This is a genomic window from Micromonospora sp. NPDC000668 (assembly GCF_042897975.1).
In the GTDB taxonomy this organism is placed as follows: Bacteria; Actinomycetota; Actinomycetes; order Mycobacteriales; family Micromonosporaceae; genus Micromonospora.
In genome coordinates this window covers 1,061,775-1,079,781 of the sequence record NZ_JBIAYP010000001.1, presented here as the reverse complement: position 1 = coordinate 1,079,781, position 18,007 = coordinate 1,061,775, and the positions used below count along the sequence as shown (strand labels likewise).

The window sequence follows — 18,007 nt, the reverse complement described above, 5'->3', positions numbered from 1 at the left end:
GACGTCCCATCCATTGCTGTGCCAGAGTGACCCCCATGCTGCATCGTGTCAACCGCCGATTGCATGCGAGTTGCAGAACCGCGCCACGGGGGCGGTCCTGTGACATTTGAGCCTGCATTCCTGCCCTTCGAGAGCCCGACGGAGGTCGACGGCCACGGCCACCCGAACGGGCGGCACCTGCTCAGCGCGGCGCTGCCGGCGATGACGGGCAACTACGTGGTCCGCACCGCCGTGCGGGTGCCGGAACCGCGCCACGGCACCGGTGTCAGCACCGCCGAACTGCGGGTCAACGCCAACGCCGAGCGCTGGTACGCGATCCGGCTGCGGATCCGCACCGGCGTGCGGTACCTGTCGGTGCTCCGGCACGCCGGCGGGCGCGACGATTTGCTTGCCGACGACATCGTGTCCTTCGACTTCGGGCGGTATCTGCCCGTCGAGGTCACCGTCGTCGACGGCCGGCTCACCATCACGGTGGACGGACGCACCCCGGTGACCGTCACCGACCCCGAGCCGCTCGACGGCGGCGGGGTCGGCGTCGGGGCCACCGGAATGGCCGCCGGGTTCGCCCCGGTGCAGGTGGTCGACCTCGGCCCAGGTACGCCGCCCGCCGCCGACCGCGCCGACACCGCCAGCCCGGACCTGACCAAGGCGGTGGTCGAGCCGTACGCCGCCGTCGAGGGGGCCGCGCACCGTCTGGAGATCGCCGCGCTGCGGTGGGACGGCGGGTCCGGGTACGCCGCCGACCTGTCCATCCGGGCGGACGGCGGCTGGGAACCGGTGGGCGGCGACCGGTTCGGCGAGCGGTGGCTGGTGCTGCACGGCGGCGGCGGCAGCCGCCGGAATCCACAACGGACACTCGATCGGCACCAGGTGGTGCTCGACCAGGTCGAGCTGCTCGGCCCGGACGCGGTCCGGCTGAGCGGTGGCAACCCAGAGCTGTTCTCCCTCACGGTCACCTGGCGGCTGTCCGGACCGCACCCCACGGTGGACATCGAGCTGACCACGCAGGTCGACGGCAGGTTCGTGATCGCCTACCGGGCCTTCGCCGCCGCACCCGTCGACGAGATCGACGAGGTGCTGTGCGGGCCGCTGCAGCACGCCCGGATGGTGGGCGGACCGGCGTCCGTGGGCCGCGACGAGCTGTTCGCGCCGCTGTGCCTGGTGCAGCGCGGCCCAGTCACCACCGGGCTGTTCGCCCCGGCCGCGGAGCTGCCGTTCGAATACGAGTCGGCGCGCGGCGACGACGACCAGCCGTTCGGGATGAGCCTGGGCACCCCCGAGGGCACGGTGCAGCCCACTCTCTACGCCCCGCAGTACGGCCGGCGCGCCGACCGGCGCGCCGGCGAGCCCTACCGGTTCACTGTCGGGGTGTACGCCGCCCATGCCGAGCTGTACGACGCGTACCGCGACCTGCTGCGCGGCGAGTACGGCTACACCGCGTACCGGCGCAACGTCCACGCCTCGCTGACCGACACCGTGCACAACCTGATCGACCTGATGAAGGCCGGCCCGGACACCGACGACCAGGTCGACTACCAGGGGTCACCGAGCGGCTGGTGGAGCCGGGCGAAGGGCTTCATCGACATCGAGAACGACCAGGCCGTCCGCGCGACCACCACCGGGGTGCTGCTCGGCGCCTACCAGCTGACCGGCGACGACGAACTGTACGACACACGGGCGCTACCGACGACCGAGTTCCACCTGTCCCGCAACGGGTACGGCTGGACGCCACGCGAGGACGCCACTGTCTACGGTGACCCGACGAAGCACCAGCTGTGCGGCACCCCGTTCGGCGCGCCCGCCCTCGGCCCCCTGTACGCGCTGTCCCGGGGCACACTCACCGCCGCCCGAGAGCTCGCGCTCTCCTCGCTCGACACACAGGACTACTGGGTCAAGCGCACCCCGATGAGCGAGCCGCTGGCCGCGTACCGGATGACGCGGGATCCGAAGCTGCGGCAGCAGGCCGAGGAGGCCGCCGAGCGCTACATCGCCGAGGAGCTCGACCAGCCGTACGGCGGCGCGGCCGACCCGCACGACTTCGCCATCTACTACTGCCGTGCCTGGGTCGAGCTGCTCGAGATGTTCGAGGAGACCGGCCGGCGGCGCTACCTGGACGCCGCGTACCGGGAGGCGAAGCGGTTCGTCACCATGATCTTCGCCCGCCCGGTGCCGGACGGCCCGGTGCCCGTGCCGCAGCGCCCGCTCTTCGTTGACCGGCAGATCGAGCTCACCGGCTGGTGGGACCCCGCCGCCCTGTACGACTACCCGGCCCGCGACGTGCCCGACGAGGTGGTGCCCGCCTGGCAGGTGTCACCGACAGGGCTGAGCATCGAGGCGGTGAACACCTACCGGTTCAACGGGTTCACCCTCAACCCGGCGTGGGCGCCGTTCCTGCTCCGCCTCGCCGCGCACACCGGCGACGACCTGCTGCGGGACGTGGCGCACAACGCGCTGGTCGGCCGGTTCACCAACTACCCCGGCTACTACTACCGGCAGCTGACGGTCCACCATCTACGCCCGGACTTTCCCTGGACCGGCCCGTTCGGCAACACCACCATCTACTACCACCACGCACCCGCCCAACTCGGCATGGGCATCGACTACCTGATCGCCGAGCACGAGACCCGCTCCGGCGGCGCGATCGCCTTCCCGGCCCAGTTCGAGCAGAACTACGTCTGGTTCGTCTACCACGTCTACGGCCACCGGCCCGGCCGCTTCCACGGCGAGGACGGCGTCTGGCTGTGGCTGCCCAAGGGCCTGGTGCGGCTGGACACCGAGCAGGTCAACTGGATCGCCGCCGAAGGCGGGGACCGGCTCTGCGTCAGCCTCACCAACGCGTCGGCCACCCCGACCACGGTCACCGTCACGCTGGACCCGGTACGGGTGCCCATGGCGGCCGCCACCCCGTACCGGGCGACGGTGATCCGCGACCGCCGCGCACCGCAGGAGGCGACCGTGCTCGACCACCAGCTCACCGTCCAGGTGTCCGGGCACGGCATCACCGCGATCGTCGTACATGGCGTCGGCCCACTGGACGTACCGCTGCACCGCACCGACGCGGCCCCCGTCGGCGCGCACCACTTCGACGACGGCCCGGTGGGTCCGGTGCGCGGCATCTTGATCCCCAAGCCGGACGGCAGCCGCTACCACGCCTACGTGCAGGCGACCCGGCGCGAGCCGGCGACCCTGCACTGGTCGCTCGACGACGGCACCACCTGGCGGCAGCTCGACCGCACCGTGCACCCCAACGAGTGGACCGTGCCCGTGGACGACCTGTCCGCGGCGTTCACCTACATCGTGCAGATCGGCGACCGGCGGTCCCGGCCGGTGCGGCTTTCCTGCGTGAAGGAGGCGTGATGCGGGTCCGCGAGGTGCGCACGCACGTGCTGAAGGTACGCGCTGACGAGGCCTACCTGGGGCCGAAGAGCGACGGGAGCGCCATCGGCGGCGGCTACGAGGTCCGCGAACCGTGGCGCAGCCTCTACTCGTCGCGCTACGAGACGCTGCTGGTGGAGGTGGTGGCCGAGGACGGCACCACCGGCTGGGGGGAGGCCCTCGCGCCGGTGGCGCCAGAGGTGCCGGCGGCCGTGGTCGACCTGCTGCTCGCGCCGGTGCTGGTCGGCATGGACGCCACCGCGCCGCGCCCGGCCTGGTACCGGCTGCGCGACCTGATGCGCGAGCGCGGGCACCTGGTCGGCCACCAGGCCGACGCGCTCGCCGCCGTGGACATCGCGCTCTGGGACCTCGCCGGACGGCTGACCGGGCTCGGCGTCGCCCAGCTGCTCGGCGGCGCGTTCCGCACCCGGCTGCCCACGTACGTCTCCGGACTGCCCCGCCCCACCGACCCGCAGCGCGCGGCGCTGGCCCGGAACTGGGCCGAGCGGGGCGCCGCCGCGGTCAAGCTGCACCTCGGGCACGGCGTCGCCGCCGACCTCGCCACCGTCGACGCGGTCCGCGAGGCCGCGCCTGGCCTGCGCATCGCCGTGGACGGGCACTGGGCGTACGGGGTGGACGAGGCAACCGCGCTGGCGCGTGGTCTCGCCGATCGCGGCGCGTGGTTCCTGGAGGCGCCGCTTGCCCCAGAGGACATCGCCGGGCACGCCGAACTCGTCAGCCGCGCCACCGTGCCGATCGCCGTGGGGGAGACGCTGCGCAACCGGTACGAGTTCGCGCAGTGGCTGGACGCGCGGGCGTTGCGGATCGCCCAGCCGGACGTGGCCCGTACGGGCATCACCGAGGCGATGGCGATCGCCGAGCTGTGCGCCGCCCGGCACGTGCCCGTCGCACCGCACCACTCGGTCGGCATGGGTGTCTCGCTCGCCGCCGGCCTGCATGTCGCCGCGGCGGTCGCCGACCTCGCCGCGTTCGAGTACCAGCCGACCTCCACCGAGGTCGGATCCCGCATCCTCACCGGGCCGGTGCCTGTGCACCCGGCCGCGTTCGATCTGCCCGCGGGTCCCGGTCTCGGCGTCGATGTCGACGCCGAGACGGTTCGCGCCCTGGTCAAGGAGTCCTGAGTGCCCCACACCGTGCACGGCCTCGTGCCGATCCTCGCCACCCCGTTCGGGCCCGACGGCGCCCTCGACCTGCCCAGCCTGCGCCGGCTCACCGAGTTCCAGCTCGCCAGCGGCGTCACCGGCGTCGCCGTCTTCGGCATGGCCAGCGAAGGCTTCGCGCTCACCACCGAGGAGCGGGCCCGGATTCTCGCCACCGTCACCGAGGTGGTCGCCGGCGCGGTCCCAGTTGTCGCCGGGGTCAACGGCACGTCGACGGTGACCGCGATCGAACAGGCCGGTGCCGCGGTGGCCGGCGGCGCGACCACGCTGATGGTGCTTCCTCCGTTCATGGTGAAGCCGACGTCCGACCAGCTGCTCGCCTTCTACGGCGACGTGGCCGCCGCCGCCGGGGTCGAGGTCATGGTCCAGGACGCGCCCGGCGCCACCGGCGTGACGATGCCGCCCACCCTCATCGCCGAGCTCGGCAAGCTCGACGGCGTCACTTCCGTCAAGGTGGAATCGCCGCCGACCGCGCCCAAGGTGGTCGCGGTGGTCGCCGCCCGCGCCGACGACCGCTTCGCCGTGCTCGGCGGCCAGAACGCCCAGTTCTGCCTGGAGGAGTACGCCCGCGGAGCGATCGGCACCATGCCCGCCTGCGAGTTCCCCGACCTGCTCGGCCCGGTGCTCGCAGACTGGCAGGCCGGCCGGCACACCGACGCCCGCGCGGGCTTCACCCGGCTGCTGCCGCTGATCCTGTTCGGCCTCCAGCAGGGCATCGCCTGGGCGGTGCACAAGGAGGTGCTGGTGCGCCGTGGCCTCATCGCCGACGCCACCGTCCGCTCGCCGGCCCGCCCGCTCGACCCGGCCAGCCGCGACTCACTCGCCACCATCCTCGCCGACCTTGGGCTTGCCCGGTGAGCGGACGCGGGATCCTCGTCATCGGCGCCTCCTCGCCGATCGGCACCGCGATCGCCCGCGCCTTCACCGAATCCGGCGATCGCGTCGTGGGCGTCTCCCTCGAACAGCACAGCGACCCCGCCTTCGCGGCCGAACTGGTGGCCGACTGCGCCGACCCGGACGCGGCAGCCCGCGCCGTCGCCGATGCCCACCGCACACTCGGCCGACTCGACGTGGTGGTGCCCGCCGCCGCGGTCATGCCCGTCGCTCCGGCGACGCGGACCACCGACGCGCAGTGGCGGGCCGCCCTCGACGTGACCCTCGGCTCGACGTTCTACGTCGTCCGCGCCGCCCTGCCCCTGCTGCCGCGCGGCGGCGCCGTCGTCGCGGTCAGCTCCGTCAACGCCAGCCTCGCCGCGCCCGGCCTGCCGGGCTACGCGGCCGCGAAAGCCGGCGTGGAGGGACTCGTCCGCCAGCTCGCGCTCGAGTACGGTCCCGCCGGCATCCGCGTCAACGCCGTCGCCCCCGGCATGATCGGCAAGGCCGACCTGCCCTCCGTCACCGAGGGCTACCCGCTGCGGCGGGTAGGCCGACCCGACGACGTCGCCGCCGCCGTGACGTTCCTCGCCTCGCCGGCAGCGGACTTCATCACCGGCGTCGTGCTGCCCGTCGACGGTGGCCTGTCGATCGCCTCACCAGCGGCGTGGCTCCGCCCCGACCTGCGAGCGAGATGGCTGTGACATCCAGGGACTGGGCGGTGCTGGCCGACGTGCGCTGTGAGCTGGGGGAGTGCCCGGTCTGGGACGAGGCCTCGGCCCGCCTGCACCTGGTGGACATTGACGGCCGACGCCTCTGGGCCCTCGATCCTGCCTCCGGCACCGCCTCCGGCGCGACCTGCGACCGGCCGGTCACCGCCCTGGTGCCGCGGGCCGACGGGGGATGGCTCGGCGTGTCCGGGCGGGACATCGGCACCGTCGACCCGGACGACGGAACCTTCCAACCTCTGCTGTCCCTGCCCGGGCCGTCCGACCTGGCACTGAACGACGCGGTGTGCGGACGCGACGGCAACCTCTACGTCGGGTCGATCGACCGTACCCGGGCCAATCGCGCCGCCCTGTACGTGGTGGAGCCGGACCTGAACCATCGCGTCCTCGCCGGGCACGTGGGCGCATCCAACGGCGTCGACACCAGCCCGGACGGGCGCCTCCTCTACCACGCTGACAGCTTCGCCGACACGGTCACCGCGTACGGGCCCGACGGCCGCCCCGTTGCCGCGGTGCGGGTTGCGCACCCCGACGGGATCGCCGTCGACGCCGACGGCGGGGTCTGGGTGGCCTCGTGGGGATCCGGCATGGTGTTCGGCTACACGCCCCACCTCGCTCCGGACCGCACGCTACGCCTGCCCACGCCGCTGGTCACGAACATGTCGTTCGGCGGTCCCGGCTATCGATGGCTCTTCGTCACGACCGCGCGGTCGGACGGCGCCGAGCTGTCCGGAGCCGTGTTCACCGCGGACGTCGGCGTAGCCGGTCTTCCGGCCGCCCGCTTCGTGGTCGGGTTGGATCACCGCGTCCGTTGAGCGGACGACCGTGTTCCTGTCGCTGCTGTCTGCCGCGCTGATCGCCCTGTCGTTGAGGCAACATCTGCCGCAGACGTTCCCGGCCCACCACGACGACCCGGTCCGGGTTTCCCGGCGAGGTACTCGGTGAGTTTCGGATGCTCCACCTACGCCTCGCGAGAATCGCGGGCGCCTACTACCTGGTTGTCGCGATCTTCGCCGGTTTCGCGCACATCGTGCGCGAGAACGTCTACGTCGCGGACGATGCGGTAGCCACCGCGGCCAACGTGGTTTCGAACGCCGATCTGGTCAGGCTCAGCTTCGTGGCCGACCTGGTGCAGGCGACGTTCGCGCTGTTCCTCGTCCTGGCGCTGTCGCACCTGCTGCAGCACGTGAACAGGAACGTGGCCCGGGCGATGGTCCTCTTCGTCGTGCTCCAGGTCGGCATCACCTGCCTCAATCTGGTCCACCAGCTCGCCGCGCTGCTGGTCGCGACCGAGCCCTCCTACACGAGCGTCTTCGCCGCCGACGAGTCGGACGCCCTGGTACTGCTGCTGATGGACATGCAGCACAGCGGCTTCCTGGTCGCCCAGATCTTCTTCGGGCTCTGGCTGTTCCCCCTCGGCTGGTTGGCCTACCAATCCGGCATGTTCCCCCGGCCGCTGGGTGTCATCTTGATGGTCGCCACCGCCGCGTACCTGATCGACGTGCCGCTGCAGTTCCTCGCGCCCGGCTTCGCGGCGGCGGTCTCACCGATCGTTGTCGTGCCGCTGGTGACCATCGCCGAGGTCTCGATGGTCGGCTACCTGCTGATCAAGGGCGCCCGGACGCCGGCCGACCCGAAACCACCGGTCGACACGAACGCACCGGTCGGCATCGCGCCGGCGAACCATCCACTCGTCACACCCTGAGCCACACCCGCGACCGGAGGAACACCATGACCACCACCGACACCACCACCGCCACGATGCGGGCCATCGTGCGGGACACCTACGGCAACGCCGACGTCCTGCGCCTCGCCCACGTCGCCCGACCCGAGGCCACCGACGACGAAGTCGTTCTCCGCGTTCATGCGGCCGGTCTCGACCGCGGCACCTGGCACATGATGACCGGCCAGCCGTACCTGGGCCGGCTCGCCTTCGGCGTCCCCAGGCCCACGGACCCCGTGCTCGGCATCGACGTCGCCGGCACCGTCGTCGCGGTCGTTTCGGCGGTGACCCGGTTCGCGCCGGGCGACGAGGTGTTCGGTTTCGGAAAGTGAACGTTCGCCGAGTACGCGGTCGCACGCGAGGACAAACTGGCCCGCAAACCACGGAACCTCTCCTTCCAGCAGGCCGCGGTCGTTCCGGTCTCCGCAGCCACCGCCCTGCAGGCTCTGGACGCCGTCGGCGGCGTCAGGCCAGGACAAGCGGTACTGGTCATCGGTGCGTCCGGAGGGGTGGGCAGCTACGCCGTACAACTGGCGAAGGCGTTCGATGCCGAGGTCACCGGGGTCGCGAGCACCGCCAAGCTCGACCTGGTCCGGTCTCTCGGCGCCGACCACGTCGTCGACTACACCCGCGACGACTTCGCCGACGGGATGCGCCGCTACGACGTGATCCTCGACATTGCGGGTAACCCCACCATCTCCCGACTGCGCCGCGCACTCACGCCCACCGGAACGGCAGTGATCGTCGGGGGAGAGGAAGGCGGCTCGTTCTCGGGCGGCATGAACCGTCAACTGCGGGGCCTGGCCCTGTCACGGTTCGTCCGCCAGCGAATCACCACCTTCATCGCCAGGCAGCGGGCCAGCGACCTCGAACGCCTCACCGATCTCCTCGAGGCGGGCAAGCTGACGCCCAGCATCGGCCGAACCTATCCCCTCGAGCAGGTCCCGCAGGCCATGCGTTACCTCGCGGACGGTAAGACACGAGGCAAGGTCGCCATCACCATCTGAGCGCGAACCACGGCACGTCGAAGCACTGCCCACTGGATCGATCTTCCGTACGCCCAAAGCACCCTGTTTCGCTTCGCGGGCGCCATCGGATTCACGTAGCACAGCGTCGCACTCACCCAGCGAACGACCAACCGTCCGAACGCAGAGGGAACCGGGCGGCCTCGCCACCACCTACCCGCGCAGGCCGGTGGTGGCGAGCCGGCGTTTGCGGTCGGTCTTCAGGCCTTCCCCCTCCGGCTCAACGGCGGTGTAAGCCCTCGAGAGTGCCGTGCGGCACGGCTGGGTGCTCTACTCTCGGGCGCATCCCCGCCGAGGGCCCACGAGGGGAGCTGTGATGGCAAGCCCCCTGGTCGAGACCAAGCTGTACATCCCCAAGCTCCGCCACAGTCTGGTGGCACGCCAGCGACTGAGCGAGCGCCTGAGCCGCGGGGCAGAATCGCGGCTGACGCTCATCTCCGCCCCCGCCGGCTTCGGCAAGACGACACTGCTGAGCGCGTGGCTGGCCTCAGGCGCTGAGCAACGGTCCGTGGCGTGGCTCTCCCTCGAGGAGAGCGACAGCCAGCCCGGCCTGTTCTGGACCTACGTGATCACCGCCCTGCAGAACGTCGTGCCAGGCGTCGGCGCCGGCGCGCTGCCGCTCCTGCAGTCAGCCCAGACGCCGATCGAGACCGTCCTCGCCACCCTGCTCAACGAGCTCAGCGCCGTGCCGAACGAGATCCACCTGGTGCTCGACGACTATCACCTCGTCGACGGGCCCGACGTCGAGACCGGCATGGTGTTCCTGCTGGAGCACCTCCCGCCACACGTGCACCTGGTGATCAGCAGCCGGGCTGACCCGGCGCTGCCGCTGGCGCGGCTGCGGGCTCGCGGCGAGCTGGTCGAGGTCCGCGCCGCCGAGCTGCGCTTCACCTTGGACGAGGTCACGGACTACCTCAACGAGGTCATCGGGTTGAACCTGACCGCGAACGACATCGCAGCCCTGGAGGGTCGCACGGAGGGGTGGATCGCCGCGCTCCAGCTGGCAGCGCTGTCGATGCAGGGACGAGCCGATGTCGCCGGCTTCATCGCCGGCTTCGCAGGCGATGACCGATACATCGTCGACTACCTGGTCGAGGAGGTTCTGAGGCGCCAACCCGACCATGTCCGGACCTTCCTGGTCCAGACCTCGATCTTGGACCGGTTGAGCGGTCCGCTGTGTGACGCCGTCACCGCGCAGCACGGCGGGAAGGCCATGCTGGAGTCGCTGGACCGCGCCAACCTTTTCGTAGTCCCGCTCGACGACAGCCGCCGGTGGTACCGCTACCACCACCTCTTCGCGGACGTCCTGCGGACGCATCTGTTGGATGAACGCGCCGACGAGGCCGCGGACCTGCACCGCCGCGCGAGCCAGTGGTACGACCAGAACGGTGAGCCGTCGCCCGCAGTTCGCCACGCCCTGGCTGCCGGGGACGTCGAGCGCGCAGCGGGACTGGTCGAGCTGGCGATGCCGGCTCTGCGCCGGAACAGGCAGGATCCCACGATCCGTGGCTGGCTCGACGCCATCCCCGACGAGGTGGTCCGGGTCAGGCCAGTGCTTGCCGTCGGCCTGATCGGGGCGTTGATGTCGGGAGGCGAGTTCGAGGGCATCGAGGACCGACTGCGGGACGCCGAGCAATTGCTGGACAAACCCCCCACCGACCGCGCGGAGATGGTCGTCGTCGACGAGGAGGAGCTCCTCCGCCTCCCGGGGGTGATCCAGATGTACCGAGCCGCGCTGGCACTGGTTCGAGGCGACACACCCGCCACCATCAGGCACGCCCATCGTGCGATCGACCGGACGGCGGTCGACGACTACCTCACGCGGGCCGGGGCATCGGCCCTCCTGGGGCTCGCGTTCTGGGGCAACGGAGACCTCGAGGCCGCGCATCAGGCCTACTCCGCCTGTGTCGAGGGGATGCGGCGGGTCGGGCACATCTCCGACGTCCTCGGCTGCTCGATCACGCTGGCGGACACCCGCATCACGCAGGGACGCCTCGGCGAGGCGCTGCGCACCTACGAGCAGGCTCTGCAGCTCGCCTCCCACCACGGCGGACCAGTGCTGCGCGGAATGGCGGACATGTACGTAGGAATGAGTCAGATCGCCTGCGAGCGCAACGACCTGGATGCCGCCACCCAGCACCTTCGGCGCAGCCAGGAGCTCGGCGAGCACACCGGGTTGCCGCAAAACCGCTATCGCTGGCGAGTCTCGATGGCCCGGGTCCTGCAGGCCCAGGGCGATCTGCGCGGCGCACTCCAACTGCTCGACGAGGCACAGCACGTGTACGTGGGTGACTTCTCCCCGAACGTGCGGCCGGTCCCGGCGTTGACGGCACGCCTGCTGGCCGTGCAGGGTCGGATCGGCGAAGCGCTCAGCTGGGCGCGAGAGCAGGGTCTGTCCGTCGACGACGACGTGTCCTACCTGCGCGAGTTCGAGCACGTCACCCTGGCCAGAGTGCTTCTGGCGCAGTACACGGCGCACCGCGCAGGAGCCTCCGCCACCGAGGCGGCCCGACTCCTGGAGCGCCTCCTGACGGCTGCGGAAGCGGGGGAGCGGACGGGAAGCGTCATCGAGATCCTGGTGCTCCAGGCGCTCACCCACCACGCCCGCGGCGACACCCCGGGTGCCCTGGCCCCGCTGGAACGTGCGCTGACCCTGGCCGAACCGGAGGGCTATGTCCGCGTGTTCGCGGGCGAGGGACCACCGATGGTCTCCTTGCTCAAAGCGGTCGCGAAACAGCGGGTCTCCTGGGACTACGTTCATCGACTCGTGAACGCCTGCGGCCGCGCCGACGAGACCCCGGTCAACCAGCCCCGGCGCCTCACGCAGGGCCTCGTAGAGCCCCTCAGCGAACGCGAGCTGGAGGTGCTCCGGCTGCTCGGAACCGACCTGGACGGCCCAGCCATCGCGCGTGAGCTTGTGGTGTCCCTGAACACCCTGCGGACCCACACCAGGAACATCTACGCCAAACTCGGCGTCAACAGCCGACGGGCAGCGGTGCGTCAAGCCGGGGAGCTCAACCTGTTGTCGCGCACCCGTGAGCGGTGACCTCGGCACCACACGCTCCAGGAGCCCGGCCGCGCGTCGTCGCCTGCCGGGGCGCCCACCTCGCGGTGGCCTCGATCCAATAGTTCACCACGCTCGTCACCACACGTGGTGATGTCCGCTAATCAGGTCCGCTCCTAACGTGCGGTTATCCCGAAGGTCCGCCAAGCCGGCGGAGACCCCTGCGGACCAGCACGGCAAGAGGAGCACCATGAGCGACACATCAGCCGGCCACCCGGACAAGCCGGGGCGGTACGAGATCCGCATCAAGGGACACCTTGCCTCCCGCTGGGCCACCTGGTTCGACGGGATGACCCTCACCGCCAACAGCGACGGCACCACCGTCCTCGACGGCCCCGTCGCGGACCAGGCCGCGCTACACGGACTGCTGCACAAGGTGCGCGACATCGGTCTGCCGCTGCTCTCGGTCGCCCAGCTCGACACCGATCAGCCGACGTGCCCGCCACCGAACCCCGACGACTCACACCCAGGAGACTGACATGACCACGACCGTAGGAATCGTAGCGCCAACGCGAGTCCCGGTGGACTCGACGAGGAAGACCTCCCTGGTAGCGGGCGCGCTCTACCTGATCACCTTCGCCAGCTCGATCCCCGCGGTGTTCCTTCTCAGTCCCGTGCTGAGCAACCCCGACTACATCGTCAGCGCCGGCGCCGACACCAGCGTGCTCCTGGGCTGCTTCCTCGACGTGGTCAACGCCCTCGCCTGTATCGGCACCGCCGTCGCCCTGTACTCGGTGGTCAAGCGGCAGCACGAAGGCTTCGCGCTCGGCTTCGTCACCACCCGCCTCCTCGAAGCCGCCATCATCGTGATCGGCGTCGTCAGCCTTCTGTCGGTCGTGACACTGCGGCAGAACCTGGCGGGAACGGCGAGAGCGGACGAGGCATCGCTCGTCGCCGTCGGGCAGTCGCTCGTCGCGGTCCGTGATTGGACGTTCCTGCTCGGACCCAACCTCATGGCAGCGCTGAACGCCCTCCTGCTCGGCACCCTGATGTACCGGTCCGGACTCGTGCCACGCCTCATCCCCACGATGGGACTCATCGGAGGCGTCCTACTCCTCGCCGACGTCACCGCCATCTTCTTCGGCAGCTACGAGCTTGGCACCGTGTGGCATGGGATCGCGGCCGCCCCGATCTTCTCCTGGGAGCTGTCGCTCGGCGTCTGGCTGGTCGTCAAGGGCTTCAAGCCCTCCCCGATCACCACGAACACCGTCCCGGCAGGCGCCGCGCACCCCTCCCTCCCGGTCGCCTGACAACCCGCACCAGCGGGTGCCGCGGCGCTCCCGACACGGCAGCGCAGATCGCCGGAGCGGCCCACCGTGAATCGGTGGGCCGCTCCGCGCCCAACCAGAAGGTGCACGTCGCCCGCCCCCAGGGTCGGGCACCCCCACGACCGCCCCGACCCGCCGACCCCGTGAGGAAGTTCCCCCGTCGAAGGTGGACCGTCCCTGGCGCCGGCCGCAACGCGACCGGTCCGCGAATGGATCGTGCTGGCTGCGGGCATCGCGGCCGTCATTGGCTCGTTCATACCCTGGGCGAAGGTCACCGCGCCGATCTTGGGCAGCATGTCGTTGTCCGGTACGGATGGGAAGGACGGCTGGATCGTTGTTGTACTCGGCCTCGTGGTGGCTGCCTACGGCGGGTTGAGTCTGCGGCGCCAGAGCGTGCCCATCGTCGCGCCGATCTTCGCTGGCCTCGCCGCCCTCGCATTGTTCGGAATCGGCGTGTGGAAGATTGTGGATCTGCAGGCGACAGAGGCGCAGATGCGGGAGAGCATGTCCGGTGAGGATGACCCGCTGGGAATCGGCAAGGCGATCAGCGCCGCCACCCAGGTGAGCGTCGGTGCCGGGCTTTGGCTGGTCACGCTCGCTGGACTGTTGGGCGCCGCCGCCACGGCGCTGGTCATGCTCAGCCGTTACCGCGCCGCTGCCAGCTGATGTGACAGTTGCTGGTGGCGTCGCCAGCGGCACGCCTGGGTGACCTGCCAAGTTCAACCCGGGGCCGAGAACCGCAGCTCAGGGCCCCGGGTTGTTGTGCCAGCAGTCCCAAGCCCGACGCTCAGGACCCCATTCCTCCAAGCTGTCGGCGACGCCGGTCGTGTCCTCGGTGCCGATGGCGCGTTGACCAGAGTGGGGGATCGTCCACCACGAGGAACCCCTGAGGGTTCGTTCAATGACCCCGATGCCGGCCGCCACGTCATCGCCCCCGTGTAGCGGCGCGCAGGGTTGGAGCAGTGAGGCCCCGTGCTGGGACGTCTGCTGGATGGCCGCTACCAGGCCGAGGAGCTACTGGGCAGCGGCGGCATGGGTGAGGTGTGGCGCGGTCGCGACCTGCGCCTGGACCGCCCGGTGGCGATCAAGGTGCTCGCCGAGGCCGGCCTGAAGGAGCCGATGGCCGCGGAACGCTTCGACCGCGAGGCCCGTGCGGCGGCCGGGCTGACCCATCCGCACATTGTCGCTGTCCACGACTTCGGCGCCGAGGAGAACGACTCCTACCTGATCATGGAGCTGGTGGAGGGGCGGACCGTGTCCGCCCTGATCGCCGACGGCCCGCTCCCCGTCCTGCAGGCGTTGTCGATCGCCGTACAGACCTGCGACGGGATCGCAGCCGCGCACGCGGCCGGGGTGGTGCACCGTGACGTGAAGCCGGGCAACCTGATCGTCACCGCCACCGGCACAGTGAAGATCTGCGACTTCGGCATCGCCCGACTTCCTTGGGCAGAGGGGGAGAAGACCCTCACCGAGCCGGCGACCAAGCTCGGCACCAGCTCGTACATGTCTCCCGAGCAGGCCCTCTGCCGGCCGGTGGACCACCGCACCGACCTGTACGGGCTGGGCTGCACCCTCTACGCCATGCTCGCCGGCCGTCCGCCGTTCGTCGGCGAGCAGCTCAGCGTGCTGCATCAGCACGTCAACGAGCCACCCCCGCCGCTGCGCGAGCGCCGGCCCGACGTACCCGCCGAGCTCGAAGCGCTGGTCGCCGAACTGCTGGCCAAAGATCCCGCCGACCGGCCGGGCGACGCGGCCGACGTCCGGGACCGCCTCGCAGCCCTGCTGCCCCGGGCCGGCACTCCGGTTCCCCTCGTGCCGGTCACGCCGGCGGATCCGGGCCAGCCGGGACGGTCCACGCCGGTGATCGCTCCTCCGCCCAGGCCGGACGCAGTCGGCCCGGCACGCCCCAGGCCGGGCTACCGCCCGGCACGGCGTCGCCGCGAAGCGCTGCTGGCGGCGGCCCTGCTCGGCGTCGCGCTGCTCGCCCTGACCGGCTTCACGCTGCTCGACCGCGACGACCACACCTCGGTCGCGGGACCGACCACGCCGCCGGCATCGGCCACCACCGTCGTGGCGCCCCGCGTGCCGGCTGTGCCGGTCACCGTCGCGCCCGCTACGCCGACCGTGCGGGCCGTCGCGTCCGCCACCCGCACCCCGGCCAGCCCGACACCGAGCCCTCGGGCCACCTCCCGAAGGCCGAGCCCCACCCCACCCGCTGACCCGATCGCCGGCACGCGCCAGTCGATCCGGGAGCAGGTGGAAGCCGGCCGGTTGAACCCGGATGCCGCGAAGGACCTGCACACCAAGGTGGACGCGATCGCGAAAGAGATCGCCGAGAGCGACACCGACCATGCCGAGGACCAGCTCAAGAAGCTGCTCGAGAAGCTCAGCGAGCTGCGACGCGACGGCAAACTCACCGCCGACGGCTACGACGCCCTGACCGCCGACGCCGACCGGATCGCCGCCGATCTACGGTAAAACAGCGACAGCTCGGGGTTTTCCGGGCTGTCGCTGCTGTCGCCAGTCACGCATTTCGCGGCTGGGGGCCGGTCACAGGGTGACGACGGCGTCCTCGGCGAAGGTGAACAGGCCGGCGTCAAAGGTGATCGTCTTCAACTTCGTGCCCTTCGGCACGTCGAAGTAGACGTTCGCCTTCACCGAGTTGCCCGGGTTGATCTCGTCGAGGAAACCCTGCCCGTCGGTGTTGCCGTAGATCCCGGCCTCGCCGTCGGCCTCGTACTCCCGGCCGGTGGCGTCCTGGGCGGTGAGGGTGCCGTCGGCGTGGAAGGTGTGCGCGCTCTTCGTGACGTTCTTGACGGTCACGTTGACCTTGCAGAAGGTGCCCTGCGCCTTAGTGTTCAGGAACTGGCTGCCCACCTGGGAGATCCCGCACTTCACGCCGTTGACGGTGAACTCGAAGTCACCGCCGCGCACCTTGTCGCCGACGCCAAAGGTCTTCGGCTTGGCCGGGGCCGGCACCGCGGTCGTCTTCGCCGGCTCCGGCTTGGCCGGCGTGGGGGCCGACGTGCTCGGGGCGACGGCCGCGGGGGCGGAGGTGGTGGGGCTGGCAGCGGGGATGTCGCTGCTGACGGACACATCGGTCTTCTTGTCGTCGCCGCTGACCAGGCCGATCACCATCGAGCCGCCGCAGCACAGCACCACGAACGCGCCGACGCCGATGAGGGTGGGGATCAGCCAGGGCCGCTTGCGGGCGGCGGGCGCCGGCGCGCCGGGCGGCGGCGGGAACTGGCCGGGCTGCTGAGGGAACTGCCCGGGCGCCGGCGGCGGGAACTGGCCGGCGGGCACCTGCGGGAACTGAGCGGTGGGCGGCATCGGCTGCTGGCCGGCCGGCGGCTGGTTCTGCGCAGGGTCGTAGGGGGTGGTCATTGAGTGGTGTTCTCCCGGGTCTTGATTCGCGCTGCCCCGTTAGTTGAGCGCAATACTTTCCACCCTGACATATTTCGCCTCAGGCAACGGTCCTCCGGCTGGCCTGACCCACACGCCCGGTCAGCTCGAGAAACACCCGATCTGGCAACCCGGCCGTCAGCCGTTGAGCCACCAACTTGTTCACGCTCCGGCCGCGGCGTCCCAGAACGGGTCGGCCTCGTCGCCGAGCAGCAGCGGCACGTCGTACACCGACAGGTCCAGCCGCGGACGCACGTACCACACCCGGTGGCGCCATCGCCGGTGCTCGAAAGCGGTGTCCACTTCGATCTCAGCCACCACCGTCGGCTCCACCTGCACGTAGCGCAGCGGCTCGGGCCGGTCCAGCTGCCCGCTCCAGCTCGACGGCAGCGGCTGCGGCCAGGGGTGCGCGACGATGCCCCGGCGCTGCAACCGGAGTGGGGACAGCAGCGGCGCGAGCTCCCGACGCTGGGGCATCGCCAACGGATGCGTCCTTCCCGTGTAGCGCAGATGTCCCCGCCGATCGAACCGACCGAGGAGCAGCGTGCTCGCATTGACGAGGCTGCCGGTCACCCCGCCGACGATCGCCTCGGTCACCGCACGCACCCGGAACTTCTGCCAGCCGCGCCGGCCGGGCTCGTACCGGCCGTCCAACCGCTTGACGACCACACCCTCGATCCCGGCCGCCGTGTACGCGGTCAGCCAATCGCCCACCTCGTCCATGTCGGTGGTCTGCGGCGTGAGGGTCAGCTGCGCGGGCGCATCCGCGAGCAGCTCCGCAAGCCGGGCCCGTCGCTCAAACAGCGGCGCGTCGATCACGACCTGGCCGCCGACGTCGGCAAGCAGATCCCACAGGACGTAGTGCGCCGGGTACTCCCGCGCCATCATCAGCAGGCCCCGTCCGGCGGTGACCCGGCGCTGCAGCCGGGCGAAGCTGGTCCGCCCCCGCTCCCACACGATCAGCTCCCCATCGAGGATCACCCCCTGCGGGAGGGCCTGGCGGATCGCCCGGGTGATGTCCGGGAAGTACGGGGTCAGGTTCTTGCCGGCGCGCGACTGCAGGTAGACGCCGGCCGCCTCGACGAAGGCGAGGGCGCGGAACCCGTCCCACTTGGGTTCGTACGCCAGGCGCGGCCCCTGCGGCACGGCGTCCACCGGCGCGGAGAGCATCGGGGCGACCGGCCGACGCAGCACCGGCTCGGCCCGGCCCGGCTCACCCCGGCCGGGCCGAGCCACCCACGCAGCGCACCACGCTCATCCGGCCCCCCTGCCGCGATCGTGCCGGACCGGCACGGCGCCGCGGGCGCAGATCGGGCAGGGCGAATGGCTCAGCGCCCTTCTACCCCTGAACACGGCCGGCCCCCG

General features: G+C 71.1%; 13 protein-coding genes and 1 pseudogene. 12 read left to right on the top strand and 2 right to left on the bottom strand.

Annotation, left to right across the window (positions count from 1 at the left end; genetic code table 11):
• The first annotated feature begins 99 nt into the window (after positions 1–99).
• The 12 genes and pseudogenes from ACFY29_RS05090 to ACFY29_RS05035 all read left to right on the top strand — a co-directional run bounded on the left by ACFY29_RS05090 (position 100) and on the right by ACFY29_RS05035 (position 15,715).
• A complete protein-coding gene (locus ACFY29_RS05090) occupies positions 100–3,357 on the top strand; it encodes a hypothetical protein (RefSeq protein WP_386983527.1) in 3,258 nt (1,085 codons plus the stop codon).
• Entirely contained in the window at positions 3,357–4,517 is a 1,161-nt protein-coding gene (locus tag ACFY29_RS05085; RefSeq protein WP_328418380.1) for a mandelate racemase/muconate lactonizing enzyme family protein, read from the top strand. The genes ACFY29_RS05090 and ACFY29_RS05085 overlap by 1 nt, the downstream gene beginning before the upstream one ends.
• On the top strand, positions 4,518–5,414 hold the full coding sequence (locus ACFY29_RS05080) for a dihydrodipicolinate synthase family protein (RefSeq protein ID WP_386983525.1): 897 nt from the start codon (positions 4,518–4,520) through the stop codon (positions 5,412–5,414).
• On the top strand, positions 5,411–6,133 hold the full coding sequence (locus tag ACFY29_RS05075) for an SDR family NAD(P)-dependent oxidoreductase (protein WP_386983523.1): 723 nt from the start codon (positions 5,411–5,413) through the stop codon (positions 6,131–6,133). Before ACFY29_RS05080 ends, ACFY29_RS05075 begins: the two co-directional genes overlap by 4 nt.
• Positions 6,130–6,972 carry an SMP-30/gluconolactonase/LRE family protein gene (locus tag ACFY29_RS05070; RefSeq protein ID WP_386983521.1) on the top strand — a complete coding sequence of 281 codons (843 nt, stop codon included), beginning with the start codon at positions 6,130–6,132 and terminating at the stop codon, positions 6,970–6,972. The genes ACFY29_RS05075 and ACFY29_RS05070 overlap by 4 nt, the downstream gene beginning before the upstream one ends.
• A gap of 137 nt (positions 6,973–7,109) precedes the next feature.
• Complete coding sequence (locus ACFY29_RS05065; protein WP_386983519.1) at positions 7,110–7,862, top strand: DUF4386 domain-containing protein; 753 nt, start codon at positions 7,110–7,112, stop codon at positions 7,860–7,862.
• 56 nt (positions 7,863–7,918) lie between these two features.
• A pseudogene (locus tag ACFY29_RS05060) lies at positions 7,919–8,887 on the top strand (NAD(P)-dependent alcohol dehydrogenase).
• 334 nt (positions 8,888–9,221) lie between these two features.
• Entirely contained in the window at positions 9,222–11,951 is a 2,730-nt protein-coding gene (locus ACFY29_RS05055) for a LuxR C-terminal-related transcriptional regulator (protein ID WP_386983517.1), read from the top strand.
• A gap of 208 nt (positions 11,952–12,159) precedes the next feature.
• On the top strand, positions 12,160–12,447 hold the full coding sequence (locus tag ACFY29_RS05050; RefSeq protein ID WP_074307876.1) for a hypothetical protein: 288 nt from the start codon (positions 12,160–12,162) through the stop codon (positions 12,445–12,447).
• 1 nt (position 12,448) lies between these two features.
• On the top strand, positions 12,449–13,219 hold the full coding sequence (locus tag ACFY29_RS05045) for a DUF4386 domain-containing protein (RefSeq protein ID WP_386983515.1): 771 nt from the start codon (positions 12,449–12,451) through the stop codon (positions 13,217–13,219).
• Positions 13,220–13,453: 234 nt separating this feature from the next.
• Positions 13,454–13,903 carry a hypothetical protein gene (locus ACFY29_RS05040; protein ID WP_386983513.1) on the top strand — a complete coding sequence of 150 codons (450 nt, stop codon included), beginning with the start codon at positions 13,454–13,456 and terminating at the stop codon, positions 13,901–13,903.
• A 306-nt stretch (positions 13,904–14,209) separates the two neighbouring features.
• Entirely contained in the window at positions 14,210–15,715 is a 1,506-nt protein-coding gene (locus ACFY29_RS05035) for a protein kinase (protein WP_386983511.1), read from the top strand.
• A gap of 72 nt (positions 15,716–15,787) precedes the next feature.
• Here ACFY29_RS05035 and ACFY29_RS05030 read toward each other — a convergent pair whose 3' ends face one another.
• Together ACFY29_RS05030 and ACFY29_RS05025 are read right to left on the bottom strand one after the other, a co-directional pair.
• Positions 15,788–16,624, bottom strand: coding sequence for a DUF4352 domain-containing protein (locus ACFY29_RS05030; RefSeq protein WP_386983509.1), 837 nt, complete (start codon positions 16,622–16,624; stop codon positions 15,788–15,790).
• Between the two features lie 180 nt (positions 16,625–16,804).
• Complete coding sequence (locus ACFY29_RS05025; RefSeq protein ID WP_386983507.1) at positions 16,805–17,878, bottom strand: ATP-dependent DNA ligase; 1,074 nt, start codon at positions 17,876–17,878, stop codon at positions 16,805–16,807.
• Positions 17,879–18,007 lie beyond the last annotated feature (129 nt).